The organism is Gudongella ferriphila (assembly GCF_046224405.1).
Lineage (GTDB): Bacteria > Bacillota > Clostridia > Tissierellales > Tissierellaceae > Gudongella.
The window spans coordinates 1-19,499 of the sequence record NZ_JBJXRK010000009.1 but is presented as its reverse complement, the minus strand read 5'-3'; the positions used below and the strand labels follow the sequence as shown (position 1 = coordinate 19,499).

16 protein-coding genes are annotated in these 19,499 nt (G+C 39.0%); 15 read left to right on the top strand and 1 reads right to left on the bottom strand.

Translation table 11 applies throughout. The features are described from left to right. The first annotated feature begins 9 nt into the window (after positions 1-9). The 11 genes from rpmI (at position 10) to argS (ending at position 14,380) form a co-directional block, all read left to right on the top strand. Positions 10-201, top strand: a complete 192-nt coding sequence (rpmI, locus tag ACKVDP_RS07085) for a 50S ribosomal protein L35 (RefSeq protein ID WP_409228118.1) — start codon at positions 10-12, stop codon at positions 199-201. 31 nt (positions 202-232) lie between these two features. After that, positions 233-583 (top strand): 50S ribosomal protein L20, encoded by a 351-nt coding sequence (rplT, locus tag ACKVDP_RS07080; protein ID WP_409228117.1) that lies wholly within the window; start codon positions 233-235, stop codon positions 581-583. A gap of 73 nt (positions 584-656) precedes the next feature. Continuing rightward, entirely contained in the window at positions 657-2,000 is a 1,344-nt protein-coding gene (locus ACKVDP_RS07075) for a TrkH family potassium uptake protein (RefSeq protein WP_409228116.1), read from the top strand. An 11-nt stretch (positions 2,001-2,011) separates the two neighbouring features. After that, positions 2,012-2,668, top strand: a complete 657-nt coding sequence (locus tag ACKVDP_RS07070; protein ID WP_409228115.1) for a potassium channel family protein — start codon at positions 2,012-2,014, stop codon at positions 2,666-2,668. 2 nt (positions 2,669-2,670) lie between these two features. Then, positions 2,671-3,459, top strand: coding sequence for a TrmH family RNA methyltransferase (locus ACKVDP_RS07065; RefSeq protein ID WP_409228114.1), 789 nt, complete (start codon positions 2,671-2,673; stop codon positions 3,457-3,459). Positions 3,460-3,540: 81 nt separating this feature from the next. Further along, complete coding sequence (pheS, locus tag ACKVDP_RS07060; protein WP_409228113.1) at positions 3,541-4,563, top strand: phenylalanine--tRNA ligase subunit alpha; 1,023 nt, start codon at positions 3,541-3,543, stop codon at positions 4,561-4,563. Between the two features lie 14 nt (positions 4,564-4,577). Further along, positions 4,578-6,971, top strand: a complete 2,394-nt coding sequence (pheT, locus tag ACKVDP_RS07055) for a phenylalanine--tRNA ligase subunit beta (RefSeq protein ID WP_409228112.1) — start codon at positions 4,578-4,580, stop codon at positions 6,969-6,971. 64 nt (positions 6,972-7,035) lie between these two features. Beyond that, positions 7,036-7,578 (top strand): cell division protein ZapA, encoded by a 543-nt coding sequence (gene zapA, locus ACKVDP_RS07050; RefSeq protein ID WP_409228111.1) that lies wholly within the window; start codon positions 7,036-7,038, stop codon positions 7,576-7,578. Between the two features lie 15 nt (positions 7,579-7,593). Then, on the top strand, positions 7,594-9,999 hold the full coding sequence (locus ACKVDP_RS07045) for a DUF3656 domain-containing U32 family peptidase (RefSeq protein WP_409228110.1): 2,406 nt from the start codon (positions 7,594-7,596) through the stop codon (positions 9,997-9,999). 12 nt (positions 10,000-10,011) lie between these two features. Continuing rightward, positions 10,012-12,393, top strand: a complete 2,382-nt coding sequence (locus ACKVDP_RS07040) for an endonuclease MutS2 (RefSeq protein ID WP_409228109.1) — start codon at positions 10,012-10,014, stop codon at positions 12,391-12,393. Positions 12,394-12,679: 286 nt separating this feature from the next. Next, a complete protein-coding gene (gene argS / locus ACKVDP_RS07035; RefSeq protein ID WP_409228163.1) occupies positions 12,680-14,380 on the top strand; it encodes an arginine--tRNA ligase in 1,701 nt (566 codons plus the stop codon). Positions 14,381-14,437: 57 nt separating this feature from the next. On the opposite strand, the gene ACKVDP_RS07030 is transcribed toward argS, so the two are convergent. Next, positions 14,438-14,653, bottom strand: coding sequence for a hypothetical protein (locus ACKVDP_RS07030; RefSeq protein WP_409228108.1), 216 nt, complete (start codon positions 14,651-14,653; stop codon positions 14,438-14,440). 142 nt (positions 14,654-14,795) lie between these two features. On the opposite strand from ACKVDP_RS07030, the gene ACKVDP_RS07025 reads away from it, so the two are divergent. The 4 genes from ACKVDP_RS07025 to ACKVDP_RS07010 are packed head-to-tail and all read left to right on the top strand — an operon-like array spanning position 14,796 to position 19,374. Beyond that, entirely contained in the window at positions 14,796-16,559 is a 1,764-nt protein-coding gene (locus ACKVDP_RS07025) for a B12-binding domain-containing radical SAM protein (protein ID WP_409228107.1), read from the top strand. Continuing rightward, on the top strand, positions 16,546-17,295 hold the full coding sequence (locus tag ACKVDP_RS07020; RefSeq protein ID WP_409228106.1) for a hypothetical protein: 750 nt from the start codon (positions 16,546-16,548) through the stop codon (positions 17,293-17,295). Before ACKVDP_RS07025 ends, ACKVDP_RS07020 begins: the two co-directional genes overlap by 14 nt. Before the next feature lie 11 nt (positions 17,296-17,306). Beyond that, on the top strand, positions 17,307-18,443 hold the full coding sequence (locus ACKVDP_RS07015) for a tetratricopeptide repeat protein (protein ID WP_409228105.1): 1,137 nt from the start codon (positions 17,307-17,309) through the stop codon (positions 18,441-18,443). Between the two features lie 16 nt (positions 18,444-18,459). Then, positions 18,460-19,374 (top strand): bifunctional enoyl-CoA hydratase/phosphate acetyltransferase, encoded by a 915-nt coding sequence (locus tag ACKVDP_RS07010; RefSeq protein ID WP_409228104.1) that lies wholly within the window; start codon positions 18,460-18,462, stop codon positions 19,372-19,374. Positions 19,375-19,499: the final 125 nt, after the last annotated feature.

The window sequence follows — 19,499 nt, the reverse complement described above, 5'->3', positions numbered from 1 at the left end:
AATTGGACAATGGCAAAGATGAAAACACATAGAGGCTCAGCAAAGAGATTCAAGAGAACCGCTTCAGGTCTTCTGAAGAGATTTAAAGCTTATAAGAGCCACAAGACTGGAAAAAAATCACCTAAAAGAGTGCGAAACCTTAGGAAAGGTGCATACGTAAGCAAGGGAGATCAAAAAAGAATCGATTCAATGCTACCATAGTATTGAGAAACTTATATAGGAGGCGTGTACAATGGCAAGAGTAAAAAGAGGCGTTAATGCCAAAAAAAGACATAAGAAAGTGTTAAAGGCAGCAAAAGGATATTATGGTGCAAAGAGTAAGCTTTTCAGACCAGCAAACCAAGCTGTTATGAAATCATTAAACTATGCATTCATAGGACGTAAACAGAAGAAGAGAGAGTTTAGAAAAATGTGGATTGCAAGGATTAATGCAGCTGCAAGAATAAACGGAATGAGCTACAGCAAGTTTATAAGTGGACTTAAAAAATCAGGAATCGAAGTAAACAGAAAAATGCTTTCAGAAATGGCTATACATGATTCAGAAGGCTTTGCTAAACTTGTAGAGATAGCAAAGGAAGCATAAATGCAAAAGTTCCATTAGGAACTTTTTTTGCATTTATAGCAATAATTTTCTACATACATAATGGAGGACTATTATGTCATACATAAAAGAAAGACTGTATTTATTTGAATTGAACCCTCCGAGGGTACTTGCACTTGGATTTTTTGTGTTAATATTGATAGGGTCAATACTACTTAACCTTCCCATAGCATCAGCTGATGGCAATAGCATAGGTATTTTGGACGCACTGTTCACTTCAGCTTCTGCTGTATGCGTTACAGGCTTGATAGTAGTCAATACCGCAACCCACTGGTCGATGTTTGGTAAAGTTATAATACTCTTGTTGATTCAGATGGGTGGCCTTGGAATTATGACCATGGCAACCATGGTCGCCTTGATAATGGGCAAGAAAATATCCCTCAAGGAGAGGCTGATTATCAAGGAGCAGTTGAATCAGGAGACGATGTCAGGAATGGTAAGGCTGATTCTATACGTATTGGCAATGACCTTCAGTATAGAGGCTTTAGGAGCAGTTCTGCTATCATTTAATTTTATACCTGAGTATGGTGTTGCTAAGGGGATTTGGTTTTCAGTCTTCCACTCCATATCAGCTTTTTGTAATGCAGGGTTTGATATCACCGGAAACAGCTTTATGTCATACACCGATTCACCGATCACAATCCTGACACTAAGCGCATTGATAATAGTGGGAGGTACTGGATTCGCAGTTCTCAACGATCTTGCCAAGCATAGGAGATGGGTTAGATTAAGCCTCCATACCAAGCTTGTGGTAACCATGTCCTTTGTGCTCTTGCTGATTGGAACCTTATTTATCTTTATTCTAGAGTATTCAAACCCTGAAACATTAGGCCAGATGACCTTTTGGGAAAAAGTATCATCCGCTTTTTTTGCTTCAGTTGTTCCTAGAACCGCTGGATTCAATTCAATTGATACAGCGGCACTTAGGGAAAGCAGCGTGTTTCTTACCATAATCCTGATGTTTATTGGAGGATCGCCAGGCTCAACTGCCGGTGGAGTTAAGACAGCTACCATAGGGGTTGTCCTAATGGCTACAATAAGTATTATTAGAGGGGAAAAAGACATTGAAATGTACGAAAAGAGACTAAATCAGGAGACGGTGTTCAAGTCCTTGGCAATAGTAACAGTAGGGATGGTTATGATTGTCCTGATATCATTTTTACTTACTATCACAGAGAGTAAGAATTTTCTGGATGTACTTTTTGAGGCCACATCTGCCTTTGCAACAGTTGGTCTATCAAGGGGAATTACATCAGAGCTCACTGGATTGGGCAAGGTAATAATCATCGGTACGATGTATGCAGGAAGAGTCGGACCACTTACAATGGCTTATGCCATAGGATATAATAAAAAGCATAAGAGATATAGATATTCAGAAGGACATATATCAGTTGGATAGGAGGAAATTGGATGAAGTCTTTTGCGGTAATTGGGTGCGGTAGATTTGGTTCAGCAGTTGCAAAGACGCTGTTTGATCTTGGTAATGAGGTTTTGGCAATAGATGGGGACATGGATGTCGTTGACAATATAGCCGGGCACGTCACCCACGCCATACAGGCAGATGTCATGGATGAAGGTGTTCTAAAGGAGCTGGGTTTAAGCAATTTTGATGTAGCAATAGTAAGTATAGGATCCGATTTGCAGGCATCCATAATGGCTACATTGATAGTTAAGGAGCTGGGTGTTAATAAGATTGTCGCCAAGGCACAATCTGAGCTTCATGGCAAGGTTCTTAAGAAGATAGGAGCAGACAAGGTCATATTCCCAGAAAGGGACATGGGGGTAAGGGTCGCACACAACCTGACATCCAACAGTATAGTTGACTATATTGAGCTCTCTCCGGATTACAGCATACTTGAAATAGAAGCAATCCCAAAATGGTATGAAAGAAACCTTGAAGAATTGAGGCTTAGAAATAAGTACAAGGTAACTGTCATGGCGATTAAACGAGGGGAAGAGGTAAACGTGTCTCCCGGTCCCAAGTTCCAAGTCCAAAAGGGGGATATACTTGTTGCATTGGGAGCTTCGGAAGCGATAGATCATATTGCGGAGGAAGCGGGTGAGTAAACATGATTGAAGTGACTTCTTCAAAAAATCCTTTGCTTAAGGAGATCAAGGCCCTGGATAGAAAAAGGTATCGTTGGGAGCAAAAAAAATTCCTTGTGGAAGGAATAAAGTCGGTAGGAGAAGCCCTTGAAACGGATGGTTTGTCAACCAAAGTGATCTTCACAGATTCTCTTGCCAGCAATGATAAGGGTGAAACGTTGTTCCATACACTTAGTGGTATGTCAGATTCAGTCTATATGCCAGAAGGATTGTTCAAGACCATTTCCAATGTGGAGAATTCACAGGGGGTTTTGGCAACTGTTAATTTCATCCCAAAGGGGATTGAAGAGATTCCTAAGGAAGGGATTTTGATATATTTGGATGGCTTACAGGACCCTGGAAATCTGGGTACGATAATCAGGTCGGCTGATGCATTTGGAATCAGCGGGATTGTCCTTGGAGAAAACTGTGTAGACCCCTATAATCCAAAGGTTGTGAGAGCTACGATGGGATCCATATTCAGGGTCCCTCTATACTTTCAAAAAAGCAATGAAGACTTTTTTGACCAGATATCTGATGATAGAAGAATACTAGCCACCTCACTTGATAATGCAACCCTATTGAACTCGATCAAATTCAGCAAGAAAGATGTAATTGTAATTGGTAACGAGGGGCACGGTGTTTCTGACCATATTCTTGAAAGATCGGATTTGAATATTGTCATTCCAATGGTGGGTAATGCAGAATCACTTAATGCAGGAGTGGCAGCATCCATTATAATGTATGAGACTAGTCGAGAACTTATTAAATAAGTTGAGTTTTCGCCATTGTGGTGCTATAATTTAGTAAATAATCTGAAATTTCATTATAAATAAATTTGAAAGGAGCCTATTATGAAGGAGAGATTGGAAGCCTTGAGGGATGCGGCCTTCAAGGAAATACAGGACAATATAGATTTAAATGAGCTGGAGGAGCTTCGAGTTAAGTTTCTCGGCAAGAAAGGCGAAATAACCAAAATTCTAAGAGATATGGGCAAGCTATCAGCTGAAATGAGACCAGTAATTGGTCAAATGGCTAATGAAGTGAGAGCTGACCTTGAGAATAAAATAAACGAAACGAAGGAGATACTCAAAACGAAAGCCAAGGAGCAACGAATTGACTCCGAGACAATAGATATAACAGTAAATACCAAGGATATCAAAAGGGGTCATAGGCATCCTCTAATCCAAACTGCAGAAGAACTGGAAGACCTATTTATATCAATGGGATTCTCAGTGGTCACAGGTCCTGAAATCGAAACTGTAGAAAACAACTTTGATGCTTTAAACTCGCCTGATAACCATCCATCAAGAGACCTTTCAGATACTTTCTATATTAATGATGAACTGCTGTTGAGAACTCACACCTCACCGGTTCAAATAAGATCAATGAAGAAGTACGGAGCACCCTTGAGAATTGTTTCGGCAGGTAGAACATTCCGTTACGACGATGTTGATGACACCCACTCACCAATGTTCCATCAATTAGAGGGCTTGGTTGTGGATGAAAATATTTCAATGGCCAATTTGATTCATACTTTGGATATATTCATCAAGGAGCTTTTTGGTGATGATATGAAGACACGATATAGACCACATCATTTTCCTTTTACTGAGCCTAGCGCAGAAGTTGATGTAACATGTATCGAGTGTAGGGGAGAAGGCTGCCCAGCTTGTAACTTCACTGGATGGAGCATGGAGCTATTAGGATGTGGAATGGTGCATCCTCAGGTTCTTGAGAATTGTGGGATAGATTCTGAGAAGTATACAGGTTTTGCGTTTGGCATGGGAATAGACCGAATTGCCATGGTCAAGTATGGCATAAAAGACATTAGACTTTTATTTGAAAACGACAATAGATTTCTTGAACAATTCTAGGGGGTATTGAAAGGATGTTATTACCAGTTAATTGGCTAAAAAAATATGTTGACCTGAGCATTTCTTCAAAGAAGATCGCCGATGGTCTTACTTATTCAGGATCACACGTTGAATCCATAACAAACATGAACAAGGGAATTGAGAAAGTTGTGGTTGCAAAACTAGAAAGCATCGAAGAGCATCCAAATGCTGACAAATTGTTGGTATGCAAGGCTAACACAGGAGAGGAAACTTATACAGTTGTGACTGGAGCAAAGAATCTCAAGCCTGGTGACTTCGTACCAATGGCTTTGCCAGGGGCAAAACTCCCAGGAGGCATCGAAATTGGGGTTACCGATTTTAGAGGTATAGAATCACAAGGAATGCTGTGCTCTTTAAGGGAACTTGGTTATGCTGACAATGTAATACCAAGGGAGATGAGAGATGGAATATTTGTTTTTGACAAGGAGTATGAGCTTGGTAAAAACGTAGTTCCTCTAATGCAGCTTGATGACGATGTCATTGAGTTTGAAATTACACCAAACAGACCGGACTGCCTAAGCATATATGGAATGGCAAGGGAAGCGTCTGCAACATTTAAGGGAGAGTTAAAGGAGCCTGAAATAGAAATTGATAATGAAGTGGACGACATACATGAATATACTAATGGAATAGAAGTGCAGACACAAGCCTGCAGAAGATATTATTCAAGGGTAATTAAGGATGTCGTAATTAAGCCATCACCTCTATGGATGCAGACAACCCTCATGAATGCAGGAGTAAGACCAGTAAATAATATGGTCGATATTACCAACTATGTAATGCTGGAGCTTGGGGAGCCTCTTCATGCCTTTGATCTTGATAGGCTGGGAGGTAGAAAAATAATTGTTAGACAAGCCAGTAATGATGAAAAGCTAACAACATTGGATGATGTTGAAAGAAGCCTGGATGAAAATGATGTTGTTATAGCAGATGAAAACACCGCAATTGGCTTGGCGGGAATCATGGGTGGACTGGACAGTGAAATCACCAAAGGGACCAAGACTGTCTTGCTTGAAGGTGCCAACTTCAGCCCAAGACATGTTCGTCTGACATCAAAAAAATTGGCTTTGAGATCAGAAGCCTCCACGAGGTTTGAGAAGGGAATTGACCCTAATCTTTGCAGCCAAGCTGTTGAAAGGGTTTGTGAGCTGGTAGAGGAAACGGGAGCAGGAAAAGTAGTCAAGGGTGTAATAGATGTTAATCAGACAACAGGCAATCCTAATACAATCATATTGAGGCCTGAACGGGCCAGGATGCTTCTGGGAGTTGATATACCCAATGATGACATGGTTGGTTATCTAGAAAGACTAAAATTCAGGACGACATTCAAGGAAGGCAACATAACAGCAGAGGTACCGTCCTTTAGAGAGGATGTTAAGGTTGAAGCGGACCTGATTGAGGAAGTAGGAAGATTGTACGGGTTCCACAATATTGAAAGCAAACCACTCACAGGAGGGTTAACACGAGGAGAGAAGCCCTACAACAAGCAGATAGAAACCAGGGTGAAATCAGTTCTCCAGGGAATTGGCTATAATGAGGTCATGACCTATTCATTTATCAGTCCCAAGGCTTATGACAAGCTCAAGCTTCCAGAAGATGCTCCCGAGAGAAACTATATCAGACTGATGAATCCATTAGGCGAAGACTATAGCACAATGCGTACCACTTTGATGTCAAACATGATGGATTTGTTGGGGAGAAATGAAAACAAGGGAATAGAAGAAGTATTTGCTTACGAAATAGGATATATATTCATTCCAAAGTCTTTACCTGTAGTGGAGCTTCCAGAAGAGAAGCAGGTTCTTTCCATAGGCTTCTACGGGAATAAGGATTTTTATTACATGAAAGAAACACTTGAAATGGTTTTTGAAAGACTGGGAATTGGGAAATTGAACTATAAGCGTCTGACTGACAATCGATCGTTCCATCCAGGAAGAGCAGCCACTGTGTATTCAGGAGATGAAGTACTTGGAGTGTTTGGAGAGGTTCACCCAGATGTAGCAGCTAATTATGAACTTAAGAATAGACCATACGTAGCTACTATAAACTTTGATAAAGTTGTTGAGCTGACGGATTTGGATATTAAATATAAGCCATTGCCAAAATACCCTTCCATGACAAGAGACATAGCTGTGGTTGTGGATGAGAATATAATGGTTGGAGAACTTGAAGAAGTTATCACAGTCCATGGCAAGGACCTTGTTGAATCAATTGAGCTGTTTGATATTTATAGGGGAAACCAGGTTGAAAAGAATAAGAAAAGTGTTGCCTTCTCAATAGTATACAGATCCTACGAAGGTACCCTTACTGATTCTGTAATAAATGAAATTCAAAGCAGTATAATCCGTGACCTGGAGACTAAATTCGATGCAAAGCTTCGTAGTTAGGGGAGATTTTCCTCCCCAACCATGAAGCATGTAAAGATACTGGACTGTTTTAAGGAGGATGGTTATGACAGAGAAAAGAAAAATTAACGTGTTGATTGATGGTCGTAACTTTACAGTAGTAGGTGCCGAGGACGAAAGATATGTGAGAGAACTGGCGGCATATGTGGACAGTAGTATCAAAAGGATGTCAAACAAAAATGAGAGACTCAGCCCAACAATGGCTGCAACCCTGACTGCTTTCAATATTGCGGACGAGCTTTACAAACTACAGGACGAGCACAAGGAGCTTAAAAAGAGATCCAAGGAGCCCCTTGAAAAATATGATTCCCTAAAAAAGGAAGTCCAGGAGGCAAATGTAAAGATCAGGGAGATGGAGACTAAAAGCCTGGAATACCAGGATGAGGTCATCAAGACGAAGCTTTCCAAAGAAGAGCTCTTTGGAGAGATTAATGAGTTGAAGGAAAGTGTAAAAAGCAAGGATGAAGAGATACATAAGTGCCACCTTGCCCTGAAGGAATATAAGGATAAGCATTTTAAAACCCAGATGGAAATTGTGGAGCTTAAGAAGCAACTCAAAGAGACACTAGAGCTTCTCGATGAGAATTGATCAGGAGGAGAATATTTGATTAAAAATTTGGAATTATTAGCTCCCGTAGGGAGTACAGAAGCCCTCCAGGCTGCTGTAATGAACGGAGCAGATGCTGTTTACCTAGGAGGGAAGCTATTTAACGCACGGCAGTATGCCTCCAATTTTGATTACGAACAATTGATGGAGGCAGTTTCTTATGCCCATTTAAGAAATGTATCTGTTTTTGTAACCGTAAATATTCTATTGGATGACAAGGAAATACCTGATGCCATTGATTATGTGAAGTATCTATATGAAATTGGGGTTGATGGAATAATCGTGCAGGATATTGGCTTTGCAGCGATTGTTAGAAGGATTTTCCCAAAGCTTCAGGTTCATGCCAGCACGCAGATGACAATCAACAATCTGGAGGGAGCAAAGCATCTGGAGGAACTTGGGTTCACACGTGCAGTACTTGCAAGAGAAGTTCCTTTGAGTGAAATTGAAAGAATTTCGAAAAATAGCAACATTGAACTTGAAGTATTTGTCCACGGTGCATTGTGCTTTTCATATTCAGGACAATGCCTGATGAGCAGCCTTATTGGAGGTAGAAGTGGAAATAGGGGAACATGTGCTCAACCATGCAGAATGGAGTATAGCATAGTTGATAAGAATGGGAATTTGACAGGGAAATTTGATAAGGGGTACTATTTGAGTACACGTGACTTGAACACCCTTGATCAAATACAAGATCTAATTAGGGTCGGTGTCAAGTCATTTAAAATTGAAGGTAGAATGAAAAGACCAGAATATGTGGCGACTGTAGTTGGTGCATACAGAAAAGCAATAGATGGTGGAAGTTCACTGCTTACACATAGGGATAAGATTGATGTTGAGCAGATGTTTAATAGGGAGTTCACAAAGGGTCTAACCTTTGGAGATTTTGGAAGTGACTTTGTTTCGGTAGAAAGACCTGACAATAGGGGAAGAGTGGTTGGCAAGGTAATCTCATCAAAGAAGAACAGCATACAGGTTTTATTGTATGAGGATGTTAATGTTGGAGACGGATTGGAATGGGATACCTATGGAAGAGATAGGTCTGGTACAAAGGCACAATTCAATGGTAAGAAGGATGAAATAGTCTGGATTGATAGAATAAAGGAAGCTGCTTTGGAAGGCTCTCAACTTAGGAAGACTTCTAGCTCCGAGTTACTTGATTCTGCCCAGAAATCCTACAAACATTCCGACAAGGATTTTTCAGTGGACATGGAAGTTATCTTACACATTGGCCGTGAACCTGAGCTAATAATGGACTACAACAATACGACTGTAAAGGTATCTGGAGACAGTATGGTGGAGAATGCAATAAAGGCACCAATTTCAAGGGATCGAATTTATGACCAGCTGTCAAGGCTTGGAGATACAGTTTTTTCACTGAGAAATCTGGATTTGGAAATGGATGAGAATGCTTTTATAACAGTAAAAGAGATAAATAATCTCAGAAGAAAAGCCACTGAAAAACTTGGGGAAAAAATAGTCGGAAGCTTTGGAAGAAAACTGGATATAGTTTTCAATGAATTGAAGTCCAATGAGTTAAACGTTGTTAAAGAAGAGAAGGAAAAAATAAGACTCACAGTTAGGGTTAACAATCAGAAACAATTGAATCAGCTGAACCTGGAAAAAGTGGATAGAATTTATATTGGATTTGATGATAATCTTAAGGAGAATCTAGGAAGACTTAAGGATAGAGGCTTAGAGGCTTATTATTGGACTGATAAAATACTGTATGAAGAAGACCTAAATAAACTACAAAGCGTTGTAGATGATAATTCTGAGCAGCTGGATGGAGTATCAACCTCAAATCTTGGGACAATTCAATTTATTAAGGATCGGTTTAATACAAAACTACATGGTGATATTGGCCTGAATTGCTTTAACTCCTATTCAATAGATTATTTTAGAAAAATCGGAGTTGGCGGAGTCACCTTGTCACCAGAGTTGAATCTTGTTCAAATACGTAATGTAGCTGAAAAGAAGGGTGGAGAACTCGAAGCTATTGTCTATGGCTACCTACCTTCCATGATTACCAGAAACTGCCCCATGGCATATTTGAAAGGCTGCAAAGATGATAGAGGTTGCAAAACCTGTCAATACTCAGAAGGATTTATGCTAAAGGATAGGATAGGGAAGAATTTCAGGATGCAAAGGGGAAATGGATTTACAACAATATATAATTCTGTGCCAGTGATGATACTTGATCGGCTTGAGGATGTTCAGAAGTCTGGAGTAACATCCTTCAGACTAGATTTTACATTTGAGGAGAACATATCTGAGATTCAAGAAATTTATTATGACTATCTGAACAACAAAGTTGGCAAGAATGATGCCATCAGTTTTATGAATGAATACAAATCAAAAAATGAAGTAACAAATGGACACTTTTTTAGAGGTGTTGTTTAACGGGGTGATTTTTTGAACCAGAAAAGCTTAAAAGTACTTGAATTTTTCAAGATTAGGGATATGCTTGTGGAAAAGGCTGAATCTACACCTGGCAAGAAGATTGCTATGGAGCTGATGCCATCAGTTGATTCCCATGAAGTAAAATACTCTCAAGATGAAACCAATGAAGCACTGACGCTCTTGATTAAGAGGGGTAATCCTCCACTCTTTGGCATAAACGAGGTAAGGGATGATGTAAAGAGGGCAGAACTTGGAGGTATGCTACATCCTGGCTCCCTATTGAAAATCGGAGAAAGTCTTAGGGTTTCAAGAGCTTTGAAAAACTATATGAGGGACACACGGGAAGATTCTTCAGAGGGTTATAGAATAATTGGAAATATGATTCAAGATCTGGGAGTGATCAAGGATCTTGAGGATGCCATCAGTAATGCAATAATTGGCGAGGATGAAATATCTGACAACGCAAGCTCTGCATTAAGAAACATCAGAAGACAGATTCGAGCTAAAAACGAAGGAATAAGAGATAAATTAAACAGCATAATAACCTCTTCAACACATAGAAAATATCTTCAGGATGCTATTGTAACAATGCGGGAGGGCAGGTATGTAATCCCAGTCAAGCAGGAAAACAAGGGGAGTGTTCCTGGCCTAGTCCATGATGTTTCATCAAGTGGAGCAACTGCATTTATTGAGCCTATGGCAGTGGTTGAATTAAACAATCAGCTAAAGGAGCTTGAGATTAAAGAGAAAGAAGAAATTGAGAGGATTCTATTGGAACTTTCTGGCATGGTTGCAGAGAATGCAGAAGGCATCAGAAGCAATGAGCTATTGCTTTCAAGGCTTGACTTTGCATTTGCAAAGGGGAAGCTTGCTCTGTCAATGGATGCGACAAAGCCTGTTTTTAACGAAAATGGATACTTGAACATTAAGAAAGGAAGACATCCTTTACTGGGAAAAGAGGTAGTACCAATAGATGTGTTCCTGGGAGATCAATTTAATACTTTGATTATTACAGGCCCAAACACAGGAGGGAAGACTGTAACATTGAAGACAGTTGGTCTTTTCACACTGATGGGTCAAAGTGGAATTCATATTCCAGCAGATTTCAACTCTGAACTATCAATATTTAAGAAGGTTTTTGCTGATATTGGAGATGAGCAAAGCATTGAGCAGAGCCTCTCAACCTTCTCATCCCACATGACCAATATAGTTGATATACTTGAAACCGTAGATAATAGCAGCCTTGTTTTGTTCGATGAACTTGGCGCAGGCACTGATCCAACGGAGGGAGCTGCCCTTGCAATGTCCATACTTGATAATCTTAGGACAATGGGGATTAGAACTCTTGCCACAACCCACTACAGTCAACTGAAGGTATATGCCTTGACAACTGACAATGTAACAAATGCTTCTGTTGAGTTTGATGTCGAGACCCTAAGTCCTACCTACAAGCTATTGATTGGAGTTCCAGGAAAATCAAACGCATTTGAGATTTCCAAACGCCTTGGTCTTCAGGATTATATAATTGACAGGGCTAGAGAGCTTCTGACAAAGGAAAGCATTGAATTCGAGGATGTCCTACAAGCTATGGATAGAGACAGAAGGATTGCAGAGGAAAACAAAACTGAGACAGAAAGGTTAAAGCTAGATCTACAAAATCTTAGGGACCAATTGAATAAAGATAAGAATAAGACCGAGGAAATGCGCGAAAAAATCCTTCAAAAAGCCAAGGAAGAGGCAAGACAGATTGTAAGAAATGCAAAGGATAGTGCTGACCTTATAATTGATGAATTAAAAAGCATTTCAAGTGAAATTGACAGGGATAAGGGAAGAAGACTTCAGGAAGCTCAGGATTTACTGCGAAAGGAAATTCGAGAAAAGGAAGCCCAGGCAAGCTCAGGGATTAAAGAGGTCAAGTCTAAAAAACCACCCAAGAACCTAAAAGCTGGAGAGGCAGTGGAGGTACTTTCACTTAATCAGCATGGTACGGTTGTTACACCGCCAGATGATAAGGGAAATGTGGAGGTACAGATAGGAATAATGAAGGTTAACGTTTCCGTATCAACCCTAAGAAGGACTGAAGGCAAGGAGCAGTCCAGCTCTCTGGAGAGAAGCAAGTCTGTCAAGACAAGAAAGGCAAAGGCAATCAAACCAGAGCTGGACATTAGGGGAAGGAATATCGAGGAAGGGACATTTGAGCTTGATAAGTATCTTGACGATGCATTCATTTCAGGATTGAAAGAGGTATATATAATTCACGGGAAAGGCACAGGTGCTCTGAGGGATGGAATAAAGTCATACTTGAAAGGACATAGACTGGTTAAGTCACAAAGATCAGGTAAATATGGCGAAGGTGGAGATGGAGTAACGGTGGTTGAATTGAAAAACAGTTGAAATTTTAACTGAAATCAGTTATATTTATTCATATACTAAAACCTAGGAAAAGAAGAGTAGGGGACAAGCTGTCCATAGCGAGCTGGAGATAGGTGGAAGCCAGCAACAGCAAATCCGTTGAAAAGAGTCTTTGAGGTTGCTTCGGCACGTTAATCACGTTAAGATTTCGAGTGGGCTTAGGCCAATAAGAGTGGTAACACGGGGTGACTCTCGTCTCTTTATCAAGGGATGAGAGTTTCTTTTTTTGTATAAAATATGCACCTAATATAATGGGGAGGGGAAAATGTTGATAAATTTTAAAGATAAGGTAATAGAGCTTCTTGATGAAAAGATAAGCAGCTTGTCGATTGAAGAAATTGAAGGACTTATAGAGGTACCACCTTCATATGATATGGGAGACTACGCTTTTCCAACTTTCAGACTGGCAAAGGAGTACAGGAAAGCTCCAAATGCAATAGCCGAGGAAATTGCTTCAACCATGGAAGGAAATGAGTTCTTTGGAAAGGTGCAGAGCCAGGGACCTTATGTAAATTTCTTTATAGACAGGAATAAGCTTGTGGAAGATGTAATGACAGAGGTAATGGATAAGAAGGAAATGTTTGGATCTTCAGAACTTGGAGAGGGAAAAAAAGTAATCGTTGAATTTTCATCGCCTAACATTGCCAAGCCATTTCACATAGGCCATATAAGGACAACTGTAATAGGAAACTCCTTGGCCAAGATTTACAAGTTCCTTGGATTTGACACAGTTACAATTAATCACTTGGGAGACTACGGAACACAATTTGGAATGCTAATCTCCGCTTATAAGAAGTGGGGTGATCGTGAGGTAATAGAGTCAAATCCAATTTCTGAACTTTTGAAGCTTTATGTAAGATTCAACAAGGAAGCTGAGGAGAATCCAGAATTACAGGATGAAGCTAGATATTGGTTCAAGGAGCTTGAAAACAAAAACGCAGAGGCCATGGAATTATGGCAGTGGATACGAGATATAAGTCTAAAGGAATTTAACAGAGTTTACGATATGCTGAACATTAAATTTGATTCATATGCAGGAGAGAGTTTTTACTCTGATAAGATGCCAGAGGTTCTTGAAGAAATGAAGGAAAAGGGAATTGTCAAGGAGTCAGAGGGTGCCTTGATTGTGGATCTTGAAGATTATGGTATGCCACCTGCGCTTATTATGAAAAAAGACGGTTCAACCCTATATACAACTAGAGATATAGCTGCAGCATTATACCGGAAAAAGCATTATGATTTCCATAAGAACCTATATGTAGTTGCTTCACAGCAGAATCTACACTTTAAGGCGTGGATCAAAATTGTTGAACTGATGGGCTATGAGTGGGCTAAAGATTGCATACACATACCTTTTGGGATGGTAAGTCTTGAAGAAGGAACTCTTTCCACCAGAAAAGGAAGGGTTGTATTCTTGGAAGATGTGTTGAATAAGGCAATTGAAAGCACTAAAAAAATCATTGAGGATCGAAACCCAAATCTTGAAAACAAAGAAGTTGTGGCAAAACAGGTGGGAATTGGTGCAATTCTATTTCAGGAGCTTTTCAATCAGAGAATAAAGGATTATACCTTCAACTGGGACAGGACCTTAAGCTTTGAGGGTGAAACTGGACCATATGTACAATACACTCACGCCAGGGCAAACTCCCTATTGGAAAAAGGTGATTTTAATCAAGAGGATCAGATAAGCTTCCATAAACTTACTGGTGAGGATGAAATAAATATTATAAGAATGCTATATGATTTTCCAGATGTTGTGATTGATGCAATGGAGAAAAACGAGCCATTCTATATTACAAGACAGATAGTTGAAATATCCAAAGCATTTAACAAGTTCTATAACAGCACCCAGATAATCACTCAGGATGAAGAAACGAAGAAGGCAAGGCTTATGCTTGTTTACGCAACTAAGACAGTAATAAAGACAGGTCTTGGTTTGTTGGGTATTGAAGCACCAAATAAAATGTAAGAGACGTTAAAATATTAGAGTGTAAATACTCTGTCAGAAAGAAAAAAGAGACCTTATCTAGAATGATAGGGTCTCTTCTTTTAAATAATCAAGGAATTGGTCTTGGGTCAGTTCTGCCAGTGAGGATAATTCCAACAGTATGTTTTCCCTTAAAGCAAGAAAATCATCTATGTTTGTAGCCTTGCCGGTATACTCAAGCGCCTCTATTATCAGTAACATATCGTCCTTAGACATTTCCTGGATAGAAATTTTGTCAAAATCAAAATGCTTCATCTTATGTCCCCTTTCATTAGTTCTACTATACATTCTAGTACTTTTGAGAGGATTATTCAATAGAATTAAGGTTAATTATATTGGCCTTGTTAAGTATTTTAAGGTAAAATAATAATGGCGACTCAAAGAAAGGAAGATTAGCATGACAGTTCTATTAACAACTCTCAATTCAAAATTCATTCATTCAAACCTTGCATTGAGATACTTGAAAGAATATACAAAGGACATTGTAGATATCAGCATTGTAGAATTTACAATCAATCAAAACCTTGCTGAAATAGCAGCGAAGATTTATGGAATGAAACCAAAACTTGTCTGCTTTTCAACCTATATATGGAATATAGATCAAACATTGGAAGTTTGTGAAAGAATAAAGCTTGTGAGCCCACAAACCAAGATACTTCTAGGTGGGCCTGAAGTATCATTTGATATGGAAGACTTGATGATACGAAACAATTATATAGATTATTTGATATTTGGAGAAGGGGAGGAGTCATTTAGAGAACTCCTGATATCGAAGGAACCTTCAAAAATTAAGGGATTAGTTTATAGAAATGGGAGTCGAGTGATTGTAAATCCACCAAGACCTTTGATTAGTGATTTAAATATAATTCCGTCACCATATGAGACCATTGGAGATGAGTTCAGAAATAAAATAGTATATTATGAAAGCTCCAGGGGATGCCCATTCAATTGTGCTTTCTGCCTTTCTTCAACAATTAGAGGTGTTAGGTACATGAGTATTGACAGGGTTAAGAGAGATTTGGACAATCTCATTGATGCTGGAGTAAAGCAGGTTAAATTTGTGGATAGAACCTTTAATGCAAACAAGGAATTTTCAAAGGAAATCATGAAGCACATCATAAAGAGAGACCCCAAGGGCATAAATTTTCACCTTGAGGTAACTGCACATCTCATAGATCAAGAACAACTGGAATTTTTTGAGAGTATAAGGGAGGGTTTGTTCCAATTTGAGATTGGTGTCCAGTCAACATATCCAAAGACTATTGAAGCCATTGGAAGAAATACTGACTTTGATAAATTATCAACTGTAAGTAAGGCAATTAAGAAAAACAGAAATATACATCAGCATCTGGATCTGATTGCGGGGCTACCTTATGAAGATTACCAAAGATTTGGAGAATCCTTCAATCACATATATGCCTTGAGGCCTGAGAAGATACAGCTGGGGTTCTTGAAGCTTCTTAAGGGTTCTGCTTTACGAAAGATGAAGGTTGAGTATGGATATAAGCTAGTGGATAGAGCACCCTATGAGATTATGGAGTCAAAATGGCTAAACTATGATGATGTAATAGCCTTAAAGGGTATAGAGGAATTGGTGGAGAAATATTACAATGAAGAATTCTTTAGACACAGTCTTGAATATTTAATAAGTAACCACTTCAAAAGCCCTTTCATATTTTTTGAGGACTTCATGCATTTTTGGAAGGAGAAGGGATACTATGAGTATTCTCATAGCAGGGAAAAACTATACGAAATCTTGTATGATTATTATAAAATGAAAGCATTTGAAGGCTTGCAGGTTTTTTCAGATTTCCTTATCCTGGATTATCTTGAGAATAATGGGGGAAAACCGGTGCCTGATTTTCTAAACAGGGTGGAAAATCAGTCCTATATTGATTATCATGGCATCCTAAAGTCAGATAAGATCGTAAATAGATTTTTACCAGAGTACTATGGTATGCCAACTAAGAAGGTTCTAAAAAAGGTAAGGCTGTATAGCTTTACGTATGATATATTCAAGATAATTGATGATGGATATAAAGAGTATGGAGATAAGAAGAGGACATTACTTTTATTCAAATATACGGATGGTACTCTTGAAAGGTGCAAGACGTATAATATCACAAGCTGCTTGGAGGAGTTTACCGATGAATATAATTAACGACATAATCCTTGTAAATAAGGAAATCGCACAGAAATCAAAGGATTCAATCATGAAGAACCCTGAAGTCCTGCTATTGGGTGTAGTGTATTCAGTCATGAGTATCGTTGCGGGAATGCTTGTTTTTAATCTACTTGCCGGACTTGGGATACTCTTGGGTATCATATATGCATTGGTGGAAAGTGCCATTGTTTCAAGTTACTTGTTTGTTCTTCACAATGTTGTAGTGTATAACAGATTCAGATGGAGGGACATCAAGCATGGATTTACGTATTACATTAGAAAGGTATATGGTGTATTGTTCATATTTTACCTTGCGAATCTTATATTGGGATTTTTGTCCAACCTCTTAGGTCCAATGATAGTGGCACTTATTTTTATAATTGGAATTGGAGCTTTAGTAGTTTTAAACCCATTGCCGGAAGCATTGTATGTCAAGGACAGAGATTCTCTTCAGACAATCCTTTACTGTGTAGATTTCATGAAGGAAAACTGGATAAATTGGTTATTTCCAAACATCATTCTAACATTAATCCTATATTTACTAACTGGTGGTATCCTCAACGGGGGATTAAACCCATTTAGAGGCTTATCATTTAGTGTCTCAATTTCATCTATTGTTCTATATTTGATTGGAAGTGCTATACTTTCTACTGCAATGATTTATAGGGGACATCTATTCAAGCTATTAAGTACAACCACATTAAGAAAAAGAATGTTTATGAGAAAACTATAAGGAGGAGTTATATGTCAGCAGGAGAAAAATATTTCAGTTCAAAGACTGAGCTGATAAGCTTCGTACAGCTTAAGGATGAAAGCGAGGTTATCTTAAAGGGATTTGAATTGGATCAATCAATACCTTTGCCTGTAGTGACCGATAAACTGCTAAGTCAGTTGAACAAGGTTGACAGTGATCAGGGTATTACATTGGAGAGAGTTATAGAAGGAATACTTTATTTGATGGGAGCTGACCAGGATTTTCTTCACCATGATTACTATGGCCGGATACTTGAGGCCTACAACCCTGATATGGAAAAGGAATTATTCAAGAAAGCTCTATTAGCCCTGGAAAATGGGAATCATATGGAAAGTGGACTTTATCTTAGGGCATTCAATAGCCTGTATGGAACAAAGGAAGGCTTGTTCTACTATGCAATGGTCCTTGAGGCAATGGGGAAAAATGAAATCGAAGAAGGAAGCATTGAGGATGGCAATAATTACCTTGAGGAATCAACAGCTATACTAGAGGAATTGTTGGATGAAGATGAAAAGTACTACCCGGCATATTACAAACTTGGCTACCACTATAAATTCTATGAGCAATATGTAAAAGCAAAATTGACATGGGACAAGGTTCTTATATATGATCCTGATGAGAATCGGAGGCAGGAAATCAGGCAGGAATTGGATATTCTAGATCCTGAGTATAGAGTAGAACTTGGACTGACATATATGAACAACATGAATTACGAAAAAGCGATTGAGGTCTTATCCAAGCTAATGCCAAAACATATAAAGAATTGGTATGCTAATTATTTGCTTGGTATGGCCTACAGGGGCTACGGAGACAACCAAATGGCTATGGAATATTTCTACGGAGCTATGGATAGCGATCCTTCCATACCCGAAGTTTATAATGAATTGGGGATATCATACTTCAATGAAAATGACATTGAAAAGGCTATGGAAATATTCACACAAGGAATTGAAGCAGGTAGTCAGGATGATTACAGGTTGTATTTCAATAGAGGGCTTGGATACCTTAACCTAGGTGACATTGATAATGGTTTTGATGATATCTATAGGGCCCATCAACTGAATCCAGAGGACGAAAATATCAAAGCTCAGCTTAATGCAATAGAGAGATACAGAAAAAACCAATAAGCCAGGAGGGTTAGATATGATAAGAGAATTGAACAAATTGTTGTCGATCAAGGGTGATAGGATGAAGCTTGCAGTTGTAGCATGCCAGGATGAAGATGTACTTGAAGCGGTTATTGAGAGCTCAAGACTTGGTATAAGCGAACCGATACTAATTGGTTCAATGGTGGAGACAAAGGCAATTGCAAAAAAGCTTAATATTGACATTTCAGATTTTGAATTTATTGACGAGGAAGATCTTGCTTCAGCAGCTGAAATTGGAGTTAGAATGGTAAGTGAAGGCAAAGCAGATTTTATCATGAAGGGGCTTGTGGATACATCCATATTGCTTAAGGCAGTCTTAAACAAAGATTGGGGTCTTCGAACCGATAGTCTGTTAAGTCATGTAATGGTTTATGATGTTGATACGTACCACAAGCTGCTTTACCTAACTGATGGTGGAATGAACCTAAATCCATCCTTGGAGGAGAAAAAGAAAATCATTAAGAATAGTATTATTGTAGCCAGGGCTATGGGATGTGAAAATGTTAAGATAGCAGCATTGGCAGCAAAAGAAAAGGTAAACCCCAAAATGCAGGCTACTGTGGATGCAAATGAGCTGAAGAATATGGCAGAGGAGGGAGCGTTCGGTAAGGGTGTTATATTAGAAGGGCCACTGGCATTGGATCTGGCATTGTCCAAGGAAGCTGCAAGAATCAAGAAAATCGAAAGTCCTGTTGCAGGTGACGCTGATGTACTGCTAGTTCCAAACATAGAAATGGGGAATGGTATCGGTAAAGCCATAACATACTTGGCAAACGGAAAGTCAGCCGGTATCATAATGGGAGCAAAGGCTCCTGTGGTGTTGGTATCAAGGGCTGATGACAAGGATACAAAGTTATTCTCAATCGCTTTAGGAAATATGATTTCTAGCTATCTAAGGAAGATGGCTTAAAACAGTGATCCAGCAACAATATTACTGTTAAGGAAACGTTAAATTTATTGTAAAAAATCGTTGACTTTAGACTCAAAAGATGGTAATATTTAAAAAGTCAGCAAAACACATAAATAAAGCAGTTG